The 17,572-nt window shown below is 74.4% G+C and carries 14 protein-coding genes; 7 read left to right on the top strand and 7 right to left on the bottom strand.

Features of this window, described 5'->3' with window-relative positions; translation table 11 throughout:
- Positions 1-20: 20 nt before the first annotated feature.
- Positions 21-1,499: an FAD-dependent oxidoreductase gene (locus tag BLT52_RS13385; RefSeq protein ID WP_090594263.1), complete on the top strand. Its 1,479-nt coding sequence runs from the start codon at positions 21-23 to the stop codon at positions 1,497-1,499.
- 74 nt (positions 1,500-1,573) lie between these two features.
- Here BLT52_RS13385 and BLT52_RS13380 read toward each other — a convergent pair whose 3' ends face one another.
- From BLT52_RS13380 to BLT52_RS13360, 5 genes are all read right to left on the bottom strand, one after another.
- Positions 1,574-2,569 (bottom strand): hydroxyacid dehydrogenase, encoded by a 996-nt coding sequence (locus BLT52_RS13380; protein WP_090594261.1) that lies wholly within the window; start codon positions 2,567-2,569, stop codon positions 1,574-1,576.
- A 79-nt stretch (positions 2,570-2,648) separates the two neighbouring features.
- Entirely contained in the window at positions 2,649-4,169 is a 1,521-nt protein-coding gene (gene araA / locus BLT52_RS13375) for an L-arabinose isomerase (protein ID WP_090594260.1), read from the bottom strand.
- A 29-nt stretch (positions 4,170-4,198) separates the two neighbouring features.
- Complete coding sequence (locus BLT52_RS13370) at positions 4,199-4,936, bottom strand: L-ribulose-5-phosphate 4-epimerase (RefSeq protein ID WP_090594258.1); 738 nt, start codon at positions 4,934-4,936, stop codon at positions 4,199-4,201.
- Positions 4,933-6,642, bottom strand: coding sequence for a ribulokinase (araB, locus tag BLT52_RS13365; RefSeq protein ID WP_090594257.1), 1,710 nt, complete (start codon positions 6,640-6,642; stop codon positions 4,933-4,935). The genes BLT52_RS13370 and araB overlap by 4 nt, the downstream gene beginning before the upstream one ends.
- Before the next feature lie 41 nt (positions 6,643-6,683).
- A complete protein-coding gene (locus BLT52_RS13360) occupies positions 6,684-7,697 on the bottom strand; it encodes a LacI family DNA-binding transcriptional regulator (RefSeq protein ID WP_197679040.1) in 1,014 nt (337 codons plus the stop codon).
- Between the two features lie 548 nt (positions 7,698-8,245).
- Between BLT52_RS13360 and BLT52_RS13355 the strand changes: the two genes are divergently transcribed.
- The gene (locus BLT52_RS13355; protein WP_172804041.1) at positions 8,246-10,507 is read left to right on the top strand and encodes a rhamnogalacturonan lyase; all 2,262 of its coding nucleotides are present in this window, start codon (positions 8,246-8,248) and stop codon (positions 10,505-10,507) included.
- A gap of 169 nt (positions 10,508-10,676) precedes the next feature.
- Here the strand turns inward: BLT52_RS13355 and BLT52_RS13350 are convergent, their stop codons facing one another.
- On the bottom strand, positions 10,677-12,110 hold the full coding sequence (locus BLT52_RS13350; RefSeq protein ID WP_090594255.1) for an MFS transporter: 1,434 nt from the start codon (positions 12,108-12,110) through the stop codon (positions 10,677-10,679).
- Positions 12,111-12,259: 149 nt separating this feature from the next.
- Between BLT52_RS13350 and BLT52_RS13345 the strand changes: the two genes are divergently transcribed.
- Both BLT52_RS13345 and BLT52_RS13340 read left to right on the top strand, forming a co-directional pair.
- On the top strand, positions 12,260-13,555 hold the full coding sequence (locus BLT52_RS13345; RefSeq protein ID WP_090594254.1) for a M16 family metallopeptidase: 1,296 nt from the start codon (positions 12,260-12,262) through the stop codon (positions 13,553-13,555).
- Entirely contained in the window at positions 13,555-14,925 is a 1,371-nt protein-coding gene (locus BLT52_RS13340) for a M16 family metallopeptidase (protein WP_090594252.1), read from the top strand. Before BLT52_RS13345 ends, BLT52_RS13340 begins: the two co-directional genes overlap by 1 nt.
- On the opposite strand, the gene BLT52_RS13335 is transcribed toward BLT52_RS13340, so the two are convergent.
- Positions 14,909-15,499 (bottom strand): TetR/AcrR family transcriptional regulator C-terminal domain-containing protein, encoded by a 591-nt coding sequence (locus tag BLT52_RS13335; protein WP_090594251.1) that lies wholly within the window; start codon positions 15,497-15,499, stop codon positions 14,909-14,911. The two genes, BLT52_RS13340 and BLT52_RS13335, sit on opposite strands and share 17 nt — an antisense overlap.
- Positions 15,500-15,631: 132 nt before the next feature.
- Between BLT52_RS13335 and BLT52_RS13330 the strand changes: the two genes are divergently transcribed.
- From BLT52_RS13330 to BLT52_RS13320, 3 genes are read left to right on the top strand one after another with little or no spacing between them, the layout of a single operon-like run.
- Positions 15,632-16,252, top strand: a complete 621-nt coding sequence (locus BLT52_RS13330) for a biotin transporter BioY (RefSeq protein WP_090594249.1) — start codon at positions 15,632-15,634, stop codon at positions 16,250-16,252.
- A complete protein-coding gene (locus BLT52_RS13325) occupies positions 16,249-16,953 on the top strand; it encodes an energy-coupling factor ABC transporter ATP-binding protein (RefSeq protein ID WP_090594248.1) in 705 nt (234 codons plus the stop codon). Before BLT52_RS13330 ends, BLT52_RS13325 begins: the two co-directional genes overlap by 4 nt.
- Positions 16,950-17,558, top strand: a complete 609-nt coding sequence (locus tag BLT52_RS13320) for an energy-coupling factor transporter transmembrane component T (RefSeq protein ID WP_090594246.1) — start codon at positions 16,950-16,952, stop codon at positions 17,556-17,558. The genes BLT52_RS13325 and BLT52_RS13320 overlap by 4 nt, the downstream gene beginning before the upstream one ends.
- Positions 17,559-17,572: the final 14 nt, after the last annotated feature.

Below are 17,572 nucleotides of genomic sequence, written 5' to 3'. Positions count from 1 at the left end.
GGGGCGGGTAGTGCCGGGGCGTGACCTCCCTCTGGCTGGACCGCGCCCCTGCGATCGTCTCCGACCCCTGGCCGGAGGAGGAGCCGGAGGTGTTGGTAGCCGGTGCCGGGCTGGCCGGGTTGGCCACCGCGGTGCTGCTGGCCGGCGCCGGACGACGGGTCGCCGTGGTCGAGGCGCGCACGGTCGGGGCGGTGACCACCGGACGCAGCACGGCCAAGGTGTCGCTGCTCCAGGGCACCAAGCTGTCCACCGTGCTGGGCCAGCAGCCCCGCGAGCGGGCCCGCGGCTACGTCGAGGCCAGCCGGGAGGCGCAGTCGTGGGTGCTCGACGCCTGCGAGCGCGGCGCTGTGCCCGTCCAGCGGCGGGAGGCCGTCACCTACGCCGCCGACGTCCGCCAGCTCGGTCCCGTGCGCGCCGAGCACGAGGCGGCCGCCTCGCTGGGTCTGGACGTGCGCTGGTCCGACCGGCTCGACGTCCCCTGGCCGCACGCGGGCGCCACCCGCCTGGCCGACCAGGCCCAGCTGGACCCGGTGCAGCTGCTCTCGGCCCTGGTCCGGGAGCTGCGCGCGGCCGGCGGCACCCTCCACCAGGGGGAGCGGGTGGTGTCCACCAGCACCGCGGACGGTCTGCGGGTCCGCCTCGAGGACGGCCGGTTGCTCCGTCCCGGGCACCTGGTGCTGGCCACCGGCACCCCCGTGCTGGACCGCGGGCTGCACTTCGCCCGGGTTGAGCCGAAGCGCTCCTACGTGGTGGCCTACGAGGGCGTGGACGTCCCGGCCGGCATGTACCTCTCCGCCGGCAGCAGCTCCCGCTCGGTGCGCGACGCGCCCGCCCCCGACCTCGGTACCGCGCTGCTGGTCGGTGGCGCCGGCCACACGGTGGGCCGCGGTGGGCCCACCAGCCGCCACCTCGATCAGCTGCGCTCCTGGACCGCCCGCTACTTCCCGCACGCGATCGAGACCCACTCCTGGTCCGCCCAGGACTACAGCCCCGTCGACGCCCTCCCCCACGTCGGCGTGCTGCCCGGCAGCGACGGGCTGGTGCACGTGGCGACCGGTTTCGACAAGTGGGGCATGACCACCGCGGTGGTCGCGGCGCTGGCCGTCAGCGGCGACCTGCTCGGACGCGAACCCGCCTGGTCGGCGCCGCTGCTGCAGCGCGGCGTCGCCACCGGTGACGCGCTGCGGGCGCTGTCGCTGAACGCGCGGGTCGGGCTGGCCGCCACCGTCTCCGCCGCGCAGGCGCTGACCCCGGTACCGGAGGCCCCTCCGGAGGGCGTGGGCCGGGTCGGCCAGGGGTCCGAGGGCGCCACCGCGACCTCGACCGTGGACGGGACCACCTGCACGGTGCGGGCGGTCTGCACGCACCTCGGCGGTGTGGTGCGCTGGAACGACGCCGAGCGCAGCTGGGACTGCCCGCTGCACGGCTCGCGCTTCGCCCCCGACGGCACCGTGCTCGAGGGCCCGGCCACCCGTCCGCTGCGAAGCCCGGGGACCTGAGCAGCACCTCCGGACCGACCCGACCGCGGGACCCGGGCCAGCCGGGCGACGAGCTCGGCGGCGGTGCCGCGGACTCAGGCCAGCAGCGCGAACGCCTCGGCGGTGATGGCCGCGGGGATCCGGCCCGTGCGGGCCAGCGCCTCCACGTCGGTGACCACCCCGTCACCGAGACGGCGGAGCTCACCACCCAGGGCGCCGGCCACGTGCGGGGTGAGCACCACGTTGGGCAGGTCCCAGACCGGTGAGTCGGGGTCGCTGTCGAGCGTGGTGACGTCCAGCACGGCCTGGATCCGGTCCGAGACGAGCTCGGCGAGCAGCGCCGCCTCGTCCACCAGACCCGGACGGGCGGTGTTGACCAGGGTGGCCCCGTCCGGCATCAGGGCCAGCTGGGCGGCGCCCACCATGTGCCGGGTCGACTCGTTCATCGGGGCGTGCAGCGAGACCACCCGGGAGGTGGCCATCAGCTCGTCCAGGCCGACCGCCCGGACCCCCAGCGCGGCGGCGCGCTCCTCGCTGAGGTAGGGGTCGTGCACCACCACCTCCAGGTCGAAGGGGCGCAGCAGCTCGACCACCCGGGTGCCGATCTTGGACGCCCCGACCAGCCCCACCCGGGTCCGGTAGTTGCCGCGTCCGGCCAGGACCTCCTGCTGGTCCACCGGGTGGCGGCGGGAACGGTAGACCCGCTGGGCGCGGAAGACGTCCTTGCCGGCCAGCAGGATCATGGCCAGGGCGTACTCCGCCACCGGTACCGCGTTGGCGGCGGCCTGGGAGGACACCTGCACCCCCCGGTCCCAGCAGCGGGGGGTGACGAGGTGGCGCACCGAGCCCGCCGAGTGCACTACCGCCGCCAGCCGCGGCGCGGAGTCCAGCACGGCCTCGTCGACCGGTCCGGTGCCCCACCCGGTGACGAGCACCTCGGCGCCGGCCAGGGCCGCGGGGGCGTCACCGGAGGTCAGGTCCGCGTAGGACCCCACCAGGGTCACCCGTCCCAGAGCCTCGAGCCGGGCCAGCGCCTCGTCGTCGAAGAACCACTCGACCAGCCGCGGCCTCATCGCCACCACGATGTCCATCTGCCCTCGTTCCTCCGACGTCCACGCCGAGCCAGGACACTACCGGCCCGGACGTCCACGGGCCGCGACCGGGGCGGGGTCAGAGCCGCTGGGCCAGCCGGTGGTAGGCCGCGTTCCAGCGCAGCTCGCGGTGCAGCGCGGGGAGCGTGGTGTCCTCGTCGATGGTGACCAGCTCGACCTCGCTCATCTGGGCGAAGGCCGTCACCACGTCCATCCCCACCTGGGTGGTCATCACGGTGTGGTGCGCCGCACCGGCCGCCAGCCAGGCGGCGGCGGAGGTGGCGAAGTCCGGGGCCGGCTTCCAGACGGCGTGGCCGACCGGCAGCCTCGGCATCGGCTCGGGCAGCGCGACGTTCTCCACCACGTTCGCGGTGAGCCGGAACCGGTCGCGCAGGTCGGCCAGGGCGACCACGACGGCCGGTCCCGGGTCGGCGGTGAAGACCAGGCGCACCGGGTCCTCGCGGTCCCCGATGCCCAGCGGGTGCACCTCCAGCCTCGGCCGGGAGCTGGTCAGGCTCGGGCTGACCTCCAGCATGTGCGCGCCCAGGATCAGCTCCTCGCCGGGCACCATGTGGTAGGTGTAGTCCTCCATCAGGCTCATCCCGCCGGGGAGGCCGGCGCCCATCACGGCGAAGGCGTGGCCCAGCAGCGCGGTCTTCCAGTCGCCCTCGGCGCCGAAGCCGTAGCCGTCGGCCATCAGCCGCTGCACGGCCAGACCCGGGAGCTGCTTGAGCGCGCCGAGGTCCTCGAAGCTGGTGGTGAAGGCGCCGAAGCCGCCGGTCTCGAGGAAGGAGCGCAGCCCCACCTCGATCGCCGCCCCGTCGCGGAGCGAGGAGTGCCGCTCACCGGAGGGCTGCAGCTCGGCCGCGACGTCGTAGGCGTCGAGGTACTCGGTGATGAGCGCGTCCACCTGGGCGTCGGTGGCGGCGGCCACGGCCTCGGCCAGGTCGTTGACGCCCCAGGTGTTGACCTGGGCGCCGAAGCGGATCTCGGCCTCGGTCTTGTCGCCCTCGGTGACGGCGACGAAACGCATGTTGTCCCCGAAGCGGGCCAGCTTGAGCGAGCGGGTGGCCGCCCGGCCGGCCGCCGCCCGGGTCCAGCTGCCGACCTGGTGGGTCACCGCGGGGTCGGAGACGTGCCCGACGACGGTGGTGCGGGCCAGCGACAGCCGGGTCTGGATGTAGCCGAACTCCCGGTCCCCGTGCGCGGCCTGGTTGAGGTTCATGAAGTCGAAGTCGATCTCACCCCAGGGCAGCGCCACGTCGGCCTGGGTGTGCAGGTGCAGCAGCGGCTTGGTCAGCGTCTCCAGCCCGGTGATCCACATCTTCGCCGGGGAGAAGGTGTGCATCCAGGTGATCACGCCGATCACGTCGTCGTCGGCGTTGACCTCCAGCATGGTGCGCCGGATCGAGTCCGCGCTGACCAGGACCGGCTTCCACACCACGGTGACCGGGACGCCGGAGGAGGCGGCCAGCTGCTCGGCGACCTCACGGGACTGGGCCTCGACCTGGCGCAGGGTCTCCTCCCCGTACAGCTCCTGGCTGCCGGTGAGGAACCACACCTGGCGGGTGCGGAGGTCGGGGACGATGCTGCGGCTCATGGTGCTCCTGGTGGTCGGTGCGGGAGGGCTCAGGACGCGGAGGGGTCGGTCATCGTCCCCTGGGGCGCCTGGCCGTAGACGTTCTGGTAGCGGTCGAACAGGCTGTCGACCTTGTCCTGCGGGATGGGCACGGGCTCGCCCAGCTGACGGGCGATGTGGACGCTGCGGGCGACGTCCTCGACCATCACGGCGGCCTTGACGGCGTCGCGGGCGTCCTTGCCGATCGTGAAGGGGCCGTGGTTGGCCATCAGCACCGCCCGGGAGCGGTGCCCGCGGAGGGTCTCCACGATGCCGCGGCCGATCGAGTCGTCCCCGATCACCGCGAACGGCCCGACCGGCACCTCACCGCCGAACTCGTCGGCCATGCCGGTCAGCACGCAGGGGATGGCCTCGCCGCGGGCGGCCCAGGCGCAGGCGTAGGTGGAGTGGGTGTGCACCACCCCGCCGACCTCGGGCATGTTGCGGTAGACGTAGGCGTGCGCCGCGGTGTCGCTGGAGGGGCTCCGCTCGGACCCGGCGCTGCCGGGCACGACCGCCCCGTCCAGGGTGCACAGGATCATCGACCCCGGCGTCAGGTCGTCGTAGGAGACCCCGCTGGGCTTGATCACGAACAGGTCCTCGGCCGGGTCGCCGCCGAGGCGGACCCGACCGCTGACGTTGCCGCCGGTCCAGATCACCAGCTGGTAGCGCACCAGCTCGGCGTGCAGGTCCGAGACCTGCTGGCGGACCTGGTCGACGAGCGCGTCGACGTCGTGGCTGGTGGTCACCGTTCCTCCTGGGGCTGGGTGGTCAGCGCCTCCCTGCGACGCCGCTTGAGCCGCCGCATCACGTCCGAGCCGCCGCGACCGAAGTGGTCGTGCAGCTCGCGGTAGTCGGCGAACATCTCGTCGTAGGCCCGCGACCGCTCGGGGTCGGGGGTGTAGCGGGCACGGGTGACCCGGCCCATCCGCTCGCTGGCGGCCAGCACGTCGGGGTAGGCCCCGGCGGCGACGGCGGCGTGGATGCCGGCCCCCACGGCCGGGCCCTGGGTGGAGTCGTTGGTGGAGATCGGCATGCCGAGGACGTCGGCGTAGATCTGCATGATCAGGGTGTTGCGGAGCAGCCCGCCGGCCACCACGAACTCCTCCACCGGGACACCGGAGTCCTGGAAGGTCTCCACGATCTGGCGGGTTCCGAAGGCGGTGGCCTCCAGCAGCGCCCGGTAGACGTCCTCGGGGCGGGTCGCCAGGGTCAGCCCGACCACCAGGCCGCTGAGCTCGGTGTCGACCAGGACCGAGCGGTTGCCGTTGTGCCAGTCCAGCACCAGCAGACCGTGGGCGCCGACCGGCTGCTCGCGGGCCAGCTCGGTCAGGTGCTCGTGCACGCTGAGCCCGGCCTCGGCGGCCTCGGCCTCCAGGCGTCCGGGCACCTGCTGGGCGACGTACCAGGCGAAGATGTCCCCGACACCGGACTGCCCGGCCTCGTAACCCCAAAGCCCCTTGACGATGCCGCCGTCCACCACGCCGCACATGCCGGGGACCTCCGCCAGCTGGTCGGAGCTCATCACGTGGCAGGTGCTGGTGCCCATGATGGCCAGCATCTGACCCGGCTCGACGGCCCGGGCCGCCGGGGCGGTGACGTGGGCGTCCACGTTGCCGACCGCCACCGCGATATCCGCCGGGAGCCCGGTCCAGGCCGCGGCCTCCTCGGTCAGGTCCCCGGCGCGCTCACCGAGCTGGCCGATGGTGTGGGCCAGCTTGTCCTCGGCGAAGGAGGCGAAGTCGGGGTTGAGCGCGGCCAGGTACTCCCGGCTGGGCAGCTCGTCGTCCTGCAGGATCCCCTTGTAGCCGGCGGTGCAGGCGTTGCGGACGTAGCGCCCGCAGAGCTGCCAGATGATCCAGTCCGCGGCCTCGACCCAGTGGTCGGTGGCGGCGTACAGCTCGGGGTCCTCCTCCAGCACCTGCAGCGCCTTGGCGAACTCCCACTCGCTGGAGATGAAGCCGCCGTAGCGGGGCAGCCAGGACTCACCGCGCTCACGGGCCAGCTCGTTGATCCGGGTGGCCTGCGGCTGGGCGGCGTGGTGCTTCCACAGCTTGACGTAGGCGTGCGGGCGGTCGGCCCACTCCTCCAGCGAGCTCAGCGCCCGGCCGTCGGAGAGCACCGGCAGCGGGGTGGAGGCGGTGAAGTCGGTGCCGATGCCGATCACCCGGGAGGGGTCGACGCCGGCGGCGGCCAGCGCGGCGGGGACGGCCCGCTGCAGCACCTCGACGTAGTCGGCCGGGTCCTGCAGCGCCCACTCCGGGGGCAGCCGCTCACCGGTGCGGGCCAGCTCGCGGTCCATCACCGCGTGCGGGTACTCGTGCACGGCCGAGCCGAGCTCCTCGCCGTCAGAGACCCGGACCACCACGGCGCGGCCGGACAGGGTGCCGAAGTCGACCCCCACCACGTAGCTCTCGCCGGCCTCCGTGGTGCCCTCGCCACTGCTGCTGCTCATGCGACCTCCTCGTCGTCCTGCTGGTCAGGTGAACGTTAACATCATCTCGGTCGCGGAGGTGCGCCGGACTCCCGCACCACCAGGGTGGGCCGTAGCACGTCGTCCTCGGCCGGGGCCTGGACGCCGTCGATCGCCGCCAGCAGGCGGGCCAGCGCGCGCTCCCCCACCAGCCGGAAGTCCTGGCGCACCGTGGTCAGCGGCGGGTCGACGTAGGCCGCCTCGGGCACGTCGTCGAAGCCCACCACGGAGAGGTCGGTGGGCACCCGGCGGCCCTGCCGGCGGAGCCCGGCCACCAGCCCGATGGCGGTCTGGTCGTTGGCGCAGACCACGGCCGTGACGTCGGGGTCCAGCGCGGCGGCCGCCGCCTCCCCCGAGCGCGCGGTCCAGTCGCCCTCGACGACCCCGGCCGGCTCCAGCCCGGCCGCCGCCAGCGCCGAGGACCAGCCCCGGCGACGGGCCTCGGCCTCGAAGTAGCCGGCCGGTCCGGAGACGTGGGCGACGCGGGTGTGGCCGAGGGCGAGCAGGTGCTCGGTGGCCATCCGCGCCCCGAGCTCCTGGTCGACCCCGACCCAGTCCAGCCGACCGGCACGCGCCGACTGCAGGGCCACCACGGGCAGCGGCACCACCAGCTCCGAGACGGCCGCCTCGATCTCGGCGTGCGGGGCGACGACCACCAGGCCCTCCACCCCCTGGTCGAGCAGGAACCCCAGCGCCGCGCGGGCCGCCGAGCGCTCGACGGCGGCGGTGGTGACGAGGGTGAAGTAGCCGGCGGCCCGGGCGGCGGACTCGACGGCCTGCACGCTGCTCGTGGCCCCGTGCTGGGTCACCTCGGGGGCGAGCACGCCGATGGCGCGGGACCGCCGGGTGACCAGGCTCCGGGCGGCGGGGTTGCGCCGGTACCCCAGCCGCTCGATCTCGGCCAGCACCCGCTGCCGGGTCTCGGGCCGGACGCTGGGGTGGTCGTTGAGCACGCGGGAGACGGTCTGGTGCGACACCGACGCCGCCGCCGCGACGTCGTGCATGGTCGGGCCGGCGCCCCGCACCCCACGCGTCATCGACCCCACCTCCGGCCCACACCCTACGCAGCGCGACCACCTGCCCGGCTGTACGTCATCGCGGTCACGGTCGGAGCGCCACGGCGTGTCGCGGTGTACCGGACTGACGGCGTACACGTCCGCAGGGCGCACCCAGCCACGGGCTGGGAGTGGCGGACGAGGCGGACGAGGCCAGCAGCAGCATCGTCGGACCCGCCGCACCAGGCGGCCCTGTCTCGCGCTCCGGCACCGGCGGCGGGGCGGTTCGCCCTGCCGACGTGTACGTCGTCGACCCACCAGCTCGTGACACGCCGCGACACTCCTGTGGTGACCGCGATGACATACAGCCGTCCAGGGGTCGGGGTGGGTCGTCGGAGATCCGGTGCCGGCGGACCCTGGACGGGGCCACACCGTCCGGGGCTTCGGAACCGGGACCGCCCTCTTGACGCATGCCGAGCGGCGACGGATAGTGAGGAAGCGCTTTCTCGGACCGGTCGCACCGGTCCGCCGCCCCGATCTGCGTACCCCCTGCAGAGTCGGGCTCCCCCACCGAGTGAAGGGTGACACCGATGTCACGTGCTCCGTTCCCCCGCCCGCTCCGGGCGACCCTGGTCCCCGCCCTGGCTCTCGCCCTGGCCACGACCGTCCTGCCCGCCGTCGCCGACGAGGCCGACCCTGCCCCCGCCGACGGCGTCCTGGTCCGCCAGGCCGAGCGCCTGGACCGGTCCCCGGTCGCCGTGTCCGTCGACGGCGGTGTCTTCGTCGGCTGGCGGCTGCTCGGGCTGGACCCCGACTCCATCGGCTTCCACGTCTACCGCGACGGCGCCCGGGTCACCGACCAGCCCGTCACCGCCACTACCAACCTGCTGGACGCCGGCGGCACCCCCGGCGCCCGCTACCGGCTGTCCACCGTGGTCGACGGGATCGAGCGCTGGGCCGGCGAGGAGTTCGCGGTCTGGGACAGCCAGACCCTGGACGTCCCGCTGGACAAGCCGGCCGACGGCACCAACGAGGACGGCCAGCCCTACTCCTACCGCGCCAACGACGCCTCCGTCGGCGACCTGGACGGGGACGGGCAGTACGAGCTGGTGCTCAAGTGGGACCCGACCAACTCCCAGGACAACTCCCGGGCCGGTTACACCGGCAACGTCTACGTCGACGCCTACGAGCTCGACGGCACCCGGCTGTGGCGGGTCGACCTCGGCCGCAACATCCGGGCCGGCGCCCACTACACCCAGTTCCAGGTCGTCGACCTCGACGGCGACGGCACCGCGGAGGTCAGCATGAAGACCGCCGACGGCACCGTGGACGGCGCCGGCACCGTGATCGGGGACGCCTCGGCCGACCACCGCAACGCCAGCGGCTACGTGCTGGCCGGCCCGGAGTTCCTGACCGTCTTCGACGGCGGCACCGGCGCGGCGCTGGACACCGAGCCCTACCTGCCACCGCGGGGCGTGGTCTCCTCCTGGGGCGACGGCTACGGCAACCGGGTCGACCGCTTCCTCGCCGGCGTGGCCTACCTCGACGGCGAGCACCCGAGCCTGGTGATGAGCCGGGGCTACTACACCCGCACCGTCATCGCCACCTGGGACTTCGACGGCGACGAGCTCACGCAGCGCTGGGTCTTCGACTCCGACCAGGCCGGTCGGCAGTACACCGGCCAGGGCAACCACGAGCTGGCGGTGGTCGACGTGGACGGGGACCAGCGCGACGAGATCGTCTTCGGCTCCATGACCATCGCCGACGACGGCTCGGTGCTGTACAACACCGGGCTGGGTCACGGCGACGCCCTGCACGTCTCCGACTTCGACCCCTCGCGCCCGGGCCAGGAGGTCTTCGCCGCGCACGAGAGCATGTCCTCCTCCGGCGGCCGCGGGGCCACCTTCCGCGCCGCGGCGACCGGTGAGGTCCTCTGGTCCATCCCGGCCACCCGCGACACCGGGCGGGCCGCCATGGCCGACATCGACCCCTCCCACCCCGGGGCGGAGGGGTGGGCCGTCGGCGGCTCCGCTGCCTGGAACTCACCGGAGGGCCAGCTCCGGTCCGCCTCCGGCGAGCTCGTCTCCGAGAGCATCCCGGCCGCCAACTTCCTCACCTGGTGGGACGGCGACCTCCTCCGCGAGATCACCGACCACGAGTGGACCGAGGCCAGCCGCACCGGCGTGCCCACCATCTCCAAGTGGGACCCCGAGACGGCGACCGAGGAGCTGCTGTACCGGGCCGACGGCACCCTGAGCAGCAACGACACCAAGGGCAACCCCGCCCTCCAGGCCGACCTGCTCGGGGACTGGCGCGAGGAGCTGGTGACCCGGACCGAGGACTCGACCGCGCTCCGCATCGCGACCACGGTCGACCTCACCGACGTCCGGCTGCGGACCCTGATGTCGGACCCGCAGTACCGGATGGGCGTCGCCTGGCAGAACACCGCCTACAACCAGCCGCCGCACCCCTCCTACTTCCTCGGGGAGGGCATGACGCCGCCGCCGGCGCCGAGCATCGCCTACACCGGTGCCGACCCGGGCCCGGGTGAACGGGTCGACGGCCCGGCCACCGCGGCCCCGGCCACCCCGCAGGTGCGGGCCACCGCCCGCAGCGGGGACGACGTCACCCTGACGGTGACCGTGCCCCGGGGGCAGAACGCCCAGGTGGTCCGGGTGCACGAGGACGGGGAGCTGCTGCGGACCGTGGACGTGGTGGACGCCACCCCGGCCCGCCAGCAGCTGGTGGTGGAGCTCCCCGACCGCCCGGCCGGGACGCACACCTACCGGGTGGAGCTGGAGAACCAGCACGGCACCAGCTCGGCCGAGATCAGGGTGCGGGTCCGCGGCTGACGCGGCACCGGGGACCGTGCTCGGGCGCCGGGGTCACCCCCGGCGCCCTGGCGCGTCCGCCGCCCGCGGGACACCCGGCAGCGAGGTGTCCCCTGGCACGACCGGAGCGCGGGCAGCGTCCTCCGCGACCCGTCCGGGACGGCCTCCCTCGGCCCCGGTGCCGTCCCGCTCAGACCGGCGGCGGCAGCTGCCCGGTGACGGTGCCCGCGGGCGGCGGCTGGACGGCCTCGAGATCCTCCTCCGGCGTCGCCCCGCCGGGCTGGCGGGAGTAGGCGTCGGCCAGCCTCCGGTACCACGGGCTGGCGAAGGCCAGCACCGTCGCGACGATGCCCAGCACCCCGCAGAGCACGAACACGAAGGCGATCCCCCGATCCGGCCCGGTGCCGAACCAGCCCCCGATGGCCCGGGCGCCGCCGCCGTCCCCGCTCAGCCACGGGATCACCGCGAACTGGGTGATCGGGCCGATCAGGAACGCGGTCAGCGGCGAGGCGGCCTGCTCCACGCTCTGGGCGAACCCGAAGACCCGGCCCTGGCGGTGCAGCGGGACCACCTTCTGCAGCACGGTCTGCTCCGCCGACTCGGCGAAGGGCATCAGCAGCATGTAGATGAACATGGCCACCGAGAGCATCACGATCGAGGAGCGCAGCGGGAACAGCATCGTCACCGTCCACAGCGTCAGGTTCACCAGCAGCAGCACCCGCACCGGGTTGGAGCCGAGCCCGAGCCGGGCCACCAGGAGACCGCCGATGATCACCCCGGTGCTGAGCCCACCCCACAGCAGACCCCACACCTGCACCGAGACCAGCGACAGGCCGTAGGCGTCCATCAGGGCCATGAAGGCCCCGCCGAGGAAGTTGTTGAAGCAGGAGAACGCGATCAGCGCCACCAGCCCGGGGACCGAGCGGACCAGTCGCCACGTCCCCCGCAGGTCCACCCCGCCGGCGTCGCCCTCGTGGGTGACCAGCAGCTCGGGCTCCTCGACGCTGATGGGCACCAGGTGCAGCAGGCTCAGCCCGATCAGGCCGATGGCGAGCAGCAGCGCGTAGTACATCCCCCCGGCGGCCACCAGCAGCCCGCTGATCACCGAGGTCACCAGGAAGGAGGCGCCGGTGGTGGTGCCCACCAGGCCGTTGGCCCGGTCCCGGCTCCCCTCCGGGATCAGCAGCGTGACCAGGGTGGGCATGGCGATGGTGCGCAGGTTGCCCGCCATCACGCCCAGCATGACCACCACCACGAAGACCCACAGCCACACGCTGGCCGGGGTGCGGAAGGAGCCGTCGGGGGCCAGCAGGTAGATCGCCAGCGCCACCGCGTAGAACAGCACCGAGACCGCCGAGGAGGCCCGCAGGATCGAGACCTTGCGGTGGTGGTCGACCAGGCTGCCGAACCAGACCCCGGTCGAGGCGGTGGCGAGCACGAAGATCCCCGCGATCATGCCGGTGGCGAACACCGACCGGGTCTCGATGAAGACCCAGAAGGTCAGGGCGAACCAGAGGGTGTAGTTCATCACCGCGACCACGAGGGTGTTGGCCAGCAGGTGCAGGAACGTGCGCCCGTTCCCGGTGCGCAGGTCCAGCCGTGGAGCGGGCGTCGTCTCGGTCATGCTTCCTCCGCAGGTCGTGGGGTCCTCGGCTGACGCTAGGAGCTCAGGTGCGCTGGAGCTCAAGCCCCGACCGGTGAGACCTCTCCCAGGCTAGGGACTCATCGCTCCCCGGTGCGGGTTTTTTCCGGCCCTGTGCTTGGGTGTGGGGCATGCCCGAGGCCCGTCCCGACGTCGGCACCCCACCGCCGCTGCCGATCTCCACCGCCACGCTCGACAACGGGCTGCGGGTGGTGGTCAGCCCCGACCACGCCGTCCCGTCGGTCACCGTGAACCTCTGGTACGACGTGGGGTCCCGGCACGAGTCGCCTGGGCGCAGCGGGTTCGCCCACCTGTTCGAGCACGTGATGTTCCAGGGGTCCACCCACGTGGGGCGGAGCCAGCACATCGCCCTGGTCCAGGCGTGCGGCGGGACGGCGAACGCCACCACCTCCTTCGACCGGACGAACTACTTCCAGACCGTCCCGCTCGGGGCCCTCGACCTCGCGCTGTGGCTGGAGGCCGACCGGCTGGGCGGGCTGCTGGACGCCCTCACCCAGGCCAGCCTGGACAACCAGCGGGAGGTGGTGAAGGAGGAGAAGCGGCAGCGCTACGACAACGTGCCCTACGGCGACGTGCTGCAGCGGCTGGTCGAGCTGACCTTCCCCGCCGACCACCCCTACGGCCACACCACCATCGGGTCCATGGACGACCTCGACGCCGCCTCGCTGAGCGACGTCCAGGACTTCTTCCGCACCCACTACCTGCCCTCCAACGCGGTCCTGACCGTCGTCGGCGACGTCACCCCCGAGGCCGCCCTGGACGCCGTCCGGGCCGAGTTCGACGCCCTGCCGGCCACCGCGCGCCCACCGCACGCCTCGCCCGCACCGCTGCCCCCGATCACCGGGTCCCCCCGGGACGAGGTGACGGCGGCGGTGCCCGCCGACGCGGTGCACCTGACCTGGCGGCTGCCCGCCCTCGACCAACGTGCTTTCGACGCCGCCGACCTGGGGCTCGGCGTCCTCGGCGACGGGCTGTCCGCCCGGCTGCACCGCCGGCTGGTGCGCGCCGACGAGTCCGCGGAGGCGGCCGGGGCGTCCAGCCTGGGCCTGGTCGGGGGCAACTCCTTCGCCTTCGTCAGCGCCCGGGCCCGCGACGGGGTGGACGTCGCCGCGGTCGAGGCGACCCTGCTGGAGGAGGTGGACCGGCTGCGCGCCGACGGCCCGACCGAGGGCGAGCTCAGCCGGGTGGTGGCCCAGTTCGAGCGCTCCTGGCTGCAGTCGCTGTCGCGGATCGACTCCCGCGCCGACCAGCTGGGCCGGGCGGCCACGCTGCTCGGCGACCCCGCCCAGGTCGACGCCCGGATCGCCCAGGTCCGCTCGATCACCCCCGAGCAGGTCCGCGACGCCGCCCGGGAGTGGCTCGACCCGGCCTCCTGCGGCACCCTCGTCCACCGCCAGGAGGCCTGATGCGCACCCACCTCGGACCCGACGCGTCGCCGTCAGCCCACGCCCCCACCCCGCCCGCGGTCGCTCCGCCGCCGCACTGGACGTTCCCGGTGCCAGCCACCGGGACCCGGCTGGCCAACGGGATGGACGTGGCCTGGTACCGGCTGCCCGGCCAGCACGTGGTGGCCGCCACCCTGGTGCTGGACCTGCCGCTCAGCCGCGAGCCCCGCCACCTGGAGGGCGTGGCCACGCTGACCGCCCGCACCCTGGACGAGGGCACCCAGCACCACCCCGGTGAGGAGTACGGCGAGCGGCTGGAGGAGGTCGGCGCCGCGCTCGGCGTGCACATCGGCCTGGGCGGTCAGCAGGTGATGCTGGACGTGCCGGTGACCCGCTTCGCCGAGGCCCTGCCGCTGCTGGCCGAGGCCGTCCGCCGGCCGCTGCTGGACCGGGCCGACGTCGACCGCCACCGGGCGCTGCGGCTGGCCGAGATCGAGCAGCTGGAGGCGAACTCCGCCCAGAGCGCGAACCGTTGGCTGCGCAGCCGGCTGTGGGACGCGGGCTCGCGGGCCAGCCGGATGAACGGCGGGGAGCCGGAGACCGTGGCCGCGGTCACCGCCGCCGACGTCGCCGCCTGGCACGCCACCCAGGTGCGCCCGGCGGGGAGCACGCTGCTCCTGGCCGGTGACCTGCCGGAGGACCCGCTGCCGCTGGTCGAGGAGCTGTTCGGGGACTGGGGCGGTGCGGCGCCCGGGGAGCCGCTGCCGCCCCCGGTGCCGGCCGGGCCGGGGGTGCTGCTGGTGGACCGCCCGGGTGCGGTGCAGGCCGACATCCGGCTGGCCGGTCCCGGCGTGGACCGACGCCACCCCCGCTGGGCGGACCTGCTGGTGGCGACCAACGCCGTCGGCGGCTCGTTCCTGAGCCGGCTGAACCGGGTGCTGCGCGAGGAGCGGGGCTGGACCTACGGCGTCCACCTCGGCCTCAGCCCCTACCGCGACGGCGGCTCCTGGGCGGTCTCCGGCTCCTTCCGCACCGAGGTGGTGGGGGCGACGCTGACCGAGACCCGGGCCCTGCTCGACCTCGGGGCCGCACCGCTGACCGAGGAGGAGACCACCGCCGCGGTGCAGCAGCTCGGCGGCACCCTGCCGCTGCGCAGCGCCACCGCCGAGGGCGTGGTGGACCAGGTGGCCTCGCACCTGCTGGCCGGGCTGCCGGCCGACCACGCCGACCGGCTGCTGGCCGACCTGCGACAGGTCACCGCGACCTCGGCCACCGAGGCCTACGCCGAGCTGGTCGACCTGTCCCGGAGCACGTTGGTGGTGGTCGGGGACGCCGCCGTGCTGGAGCCGGCGCTGGCCGGGGCCGGGTTCGAGGTCACCGACCGCCGCTGACCGGGGCGCCCAGCCGGCTGGCGATGCCGGCCACCACCAGGTCCAGACCGGAGGCGAAGTCGTCGGGTCCGAGCAGGTCGGCCCGCTCGCGGACGTCGTTGGGGATGGCGCCGGCGCTACCGGCCTGCAGGTGGGCCTGCTCGTCCCCGGCGTGGCCGAAGACGAAGTGCAGCAGGGTCCGCGAGGCGGTCCGGGCCAGCGGGGTCGGGCAGCCGGCCTGCTCGAGGACCTCGACCAGCTCCCGCCCGGGCGCGCTGGCCCCCATCCCGAAGGCGTGCACCGTGGCCACCAGCTCCGCGCCGTCGCGGTAGGCCAGCACGGCGTCGCGCAGCTCGGAGCAGACCACCCGCACCCGGTCGTCCCAGGCGTCGGGGCGCGGCCGGCGCGGGCGTCGGGTGAGCACCTCCTCGGCGACGGCGGCCAGCAGCGCCTGCTTGCTCGCGAAGTGGTGGTAGAGCGCACTGGGCTGCAGCCCGAGCTCGGACGCCAGCCGGCGCACGGTGAGGTCGGCCAGCCCGTAGCGGTCGAGGACGTCCAGCGCCCGCTCGACCACGTCGGCCCTGCGGTTCCTCATCGTGCTGCCCTCCTGGTGATCGTGCTGCCCTCCCGGTCGTGTCGTGCGTGTTGACCGCCGGGACGCCGTCAGCCTAACCTGAACGCCGTTCACCTGACCACCGTTCAGGTTGGTCCCGACAGACAGGCCCCGATGACCTCGTCCCACTCCCGCCGACGCTCCTCCGGCACCGACCTGGCCCTGGTCGCCGCCTTCGCCGCGGTCATCGCCGTCTGCGCGGTGCTGCCCTCGATCCGGCTGGCCGGGCCGGTGCCGATCACCCTGCAGACCTTCGCGGTGCTGCTCTGCGGCGCGGTGCTCGGGGCCCGGCGGGGCGCGCTGGCCGCGTTGCTCTACCTGGCGGTGGGGGCTGCCGGCCTGCCGGTCTTCGCCGGCGGCGCGGGTGGTCTCGGGGTCTTCGCCGGTCCGAGCGCGGGCTACCTGGTCAGCTACCCGCTGGCCGCCGGGCTCTGCGGGCTGCTGGTGGAGCGGCTGCCCCGGCGGGTGCTCGGCCGCGGCACGGTGTGGGTGTTCGTGGCCGCCATGGTCGGCAGCGCGGTGTTCGTGCACGGGCTCGGCATGGCCGGTCTGGTGCTGCGGGCCGACATGACCTGGGGTCAGGCCTTCGACGTCGACAAGGTCTTCTGGCTGGGCGACACGCTCAAGAACGTCGCCGTGGCGCTGGTGGCCACCGCGGTGCACCGGGCCTTCCCCGACCTGCTGGACCGGCGGCCGGCGGTGGCCGACGAGGTCGTGGAGCCCCAGCCCGCGTGAGCCGGGTCGAGCTGGACCGGGTGGTCGTCCGGCGCCCGGTGGTGTCCGCGGACGGCACCGAGCACCAGGTCGAGGTGCTGCGGGAGACGAGCCTGACCCTGGTCGAGCAGCGGGTGGCGCTGGTCGGGGCCAACGGCTCGGGCAAGTCGACGCTGGCCCGGCTGGTCAACGGCCTGGTGCTGCCGAGCAGCGGGCGGGTGGTGGTGGACGGCCTGGACGTCGCCCGACGGGGGCGCGAGGTGCGACGCCGGGTCGGGTTCGTGTTCACCGACCCCGCCGCCCAGCTGGTGATGCCGACCGCCGCCGAGGACGTCGCCCTGTCGCTGCGCCGCAGCCACCCCTGCCGTGAGGACCGTCGTCGGGCCGCGGTGGAGGTGCTGGAGCGTCACGGGCTGGGCGGGCTGGCCGACCGCAGCGTGCACACCCTCTCCGGCGGGCAGCGCCAGCTGCTGGCCCTGGCCGGGGTGCTGGCCACCGACCCGGCCGTCCTGGTGGCCGACGAGCCCACCACGTTGCTGGACCTGGCCAACAGCCGCCGGGTCGGCGACCTGCTGCTCTCGCTCCCCCAGCAGCTGCTGCTGGTCACCCACGACCTCGAGCTGGCCGGGCGCTGCGACCGTGCGCTGCTGGTCGACGGCGGTCGCGTCGTGGCCGACGGGGCGGCGGCCGACGTGGTGGCGCACTACCGGGCGCACGCGTGAGCGGGGCGCTGCTGGGTCTCTACCGACCCGGGACGACGTGGCTGCACCGGGCGCCGGCGTGGTCCAAGCTGCTGGGTCTGCTGGCAGCGGGGACGGCGGCGGTGCTGGTCCGGGGTCCGGGTCCGGCCGTGCTGCTGGTGGTCGCGGCGCTCGGGCTGGTGCTCTGGGCCCGGGTGCGGTTGCGGACCCTGCTCCGCTCGCTCCGCGGGCTGCTGGTCACGGTGCTGCTGCTCGGGCTGTGGCTGGCCTGGCAGCAGGACCCGGCCCGGGCGGTGGAGTCCTGCAGCGAGCTGGTGGCCTGCGTGCTGCTGGCCACCGTCCTCACCGTGACCACCCCGGTCGACGTGGTGATGGAGACCGTGACGTGGGCGCTCCGCCCCTTCCGCCGCCTCGGCGTGGACCCCGAGACGGTTGCGCTGGCCTTCACCCTGGTCATCCGGGCGGTGCCCGGCACCGTGGAGCTGGCCGACGAGACCCGCGACGCCGCGGTCGCCCGCGGCCTGCAGCACGATCCCCGGGCCCGGCTCACCCCCCTGGTCCTCCGCGTGGTCGCCCGCGCCCGCGCCACCGGCGACGCGCTGCACGCCCGCGGTGTCGGTGACTGACCAGGCTCGCGCCG

The sequence above is a fragment of the Auraticoccus monumenti genome, from assembly GCF_900101785.1.
GTDB classification, from domain to species: Bacteria; Actinomycetota; Actinomycetes; order Propionibacteriales; family Propionibacteriaceae; genus Auraticoccus; species Auraticoccus monumenti.
This window is presented reverse-complemented; position numbering and strand designations above follow the sequence as displayed.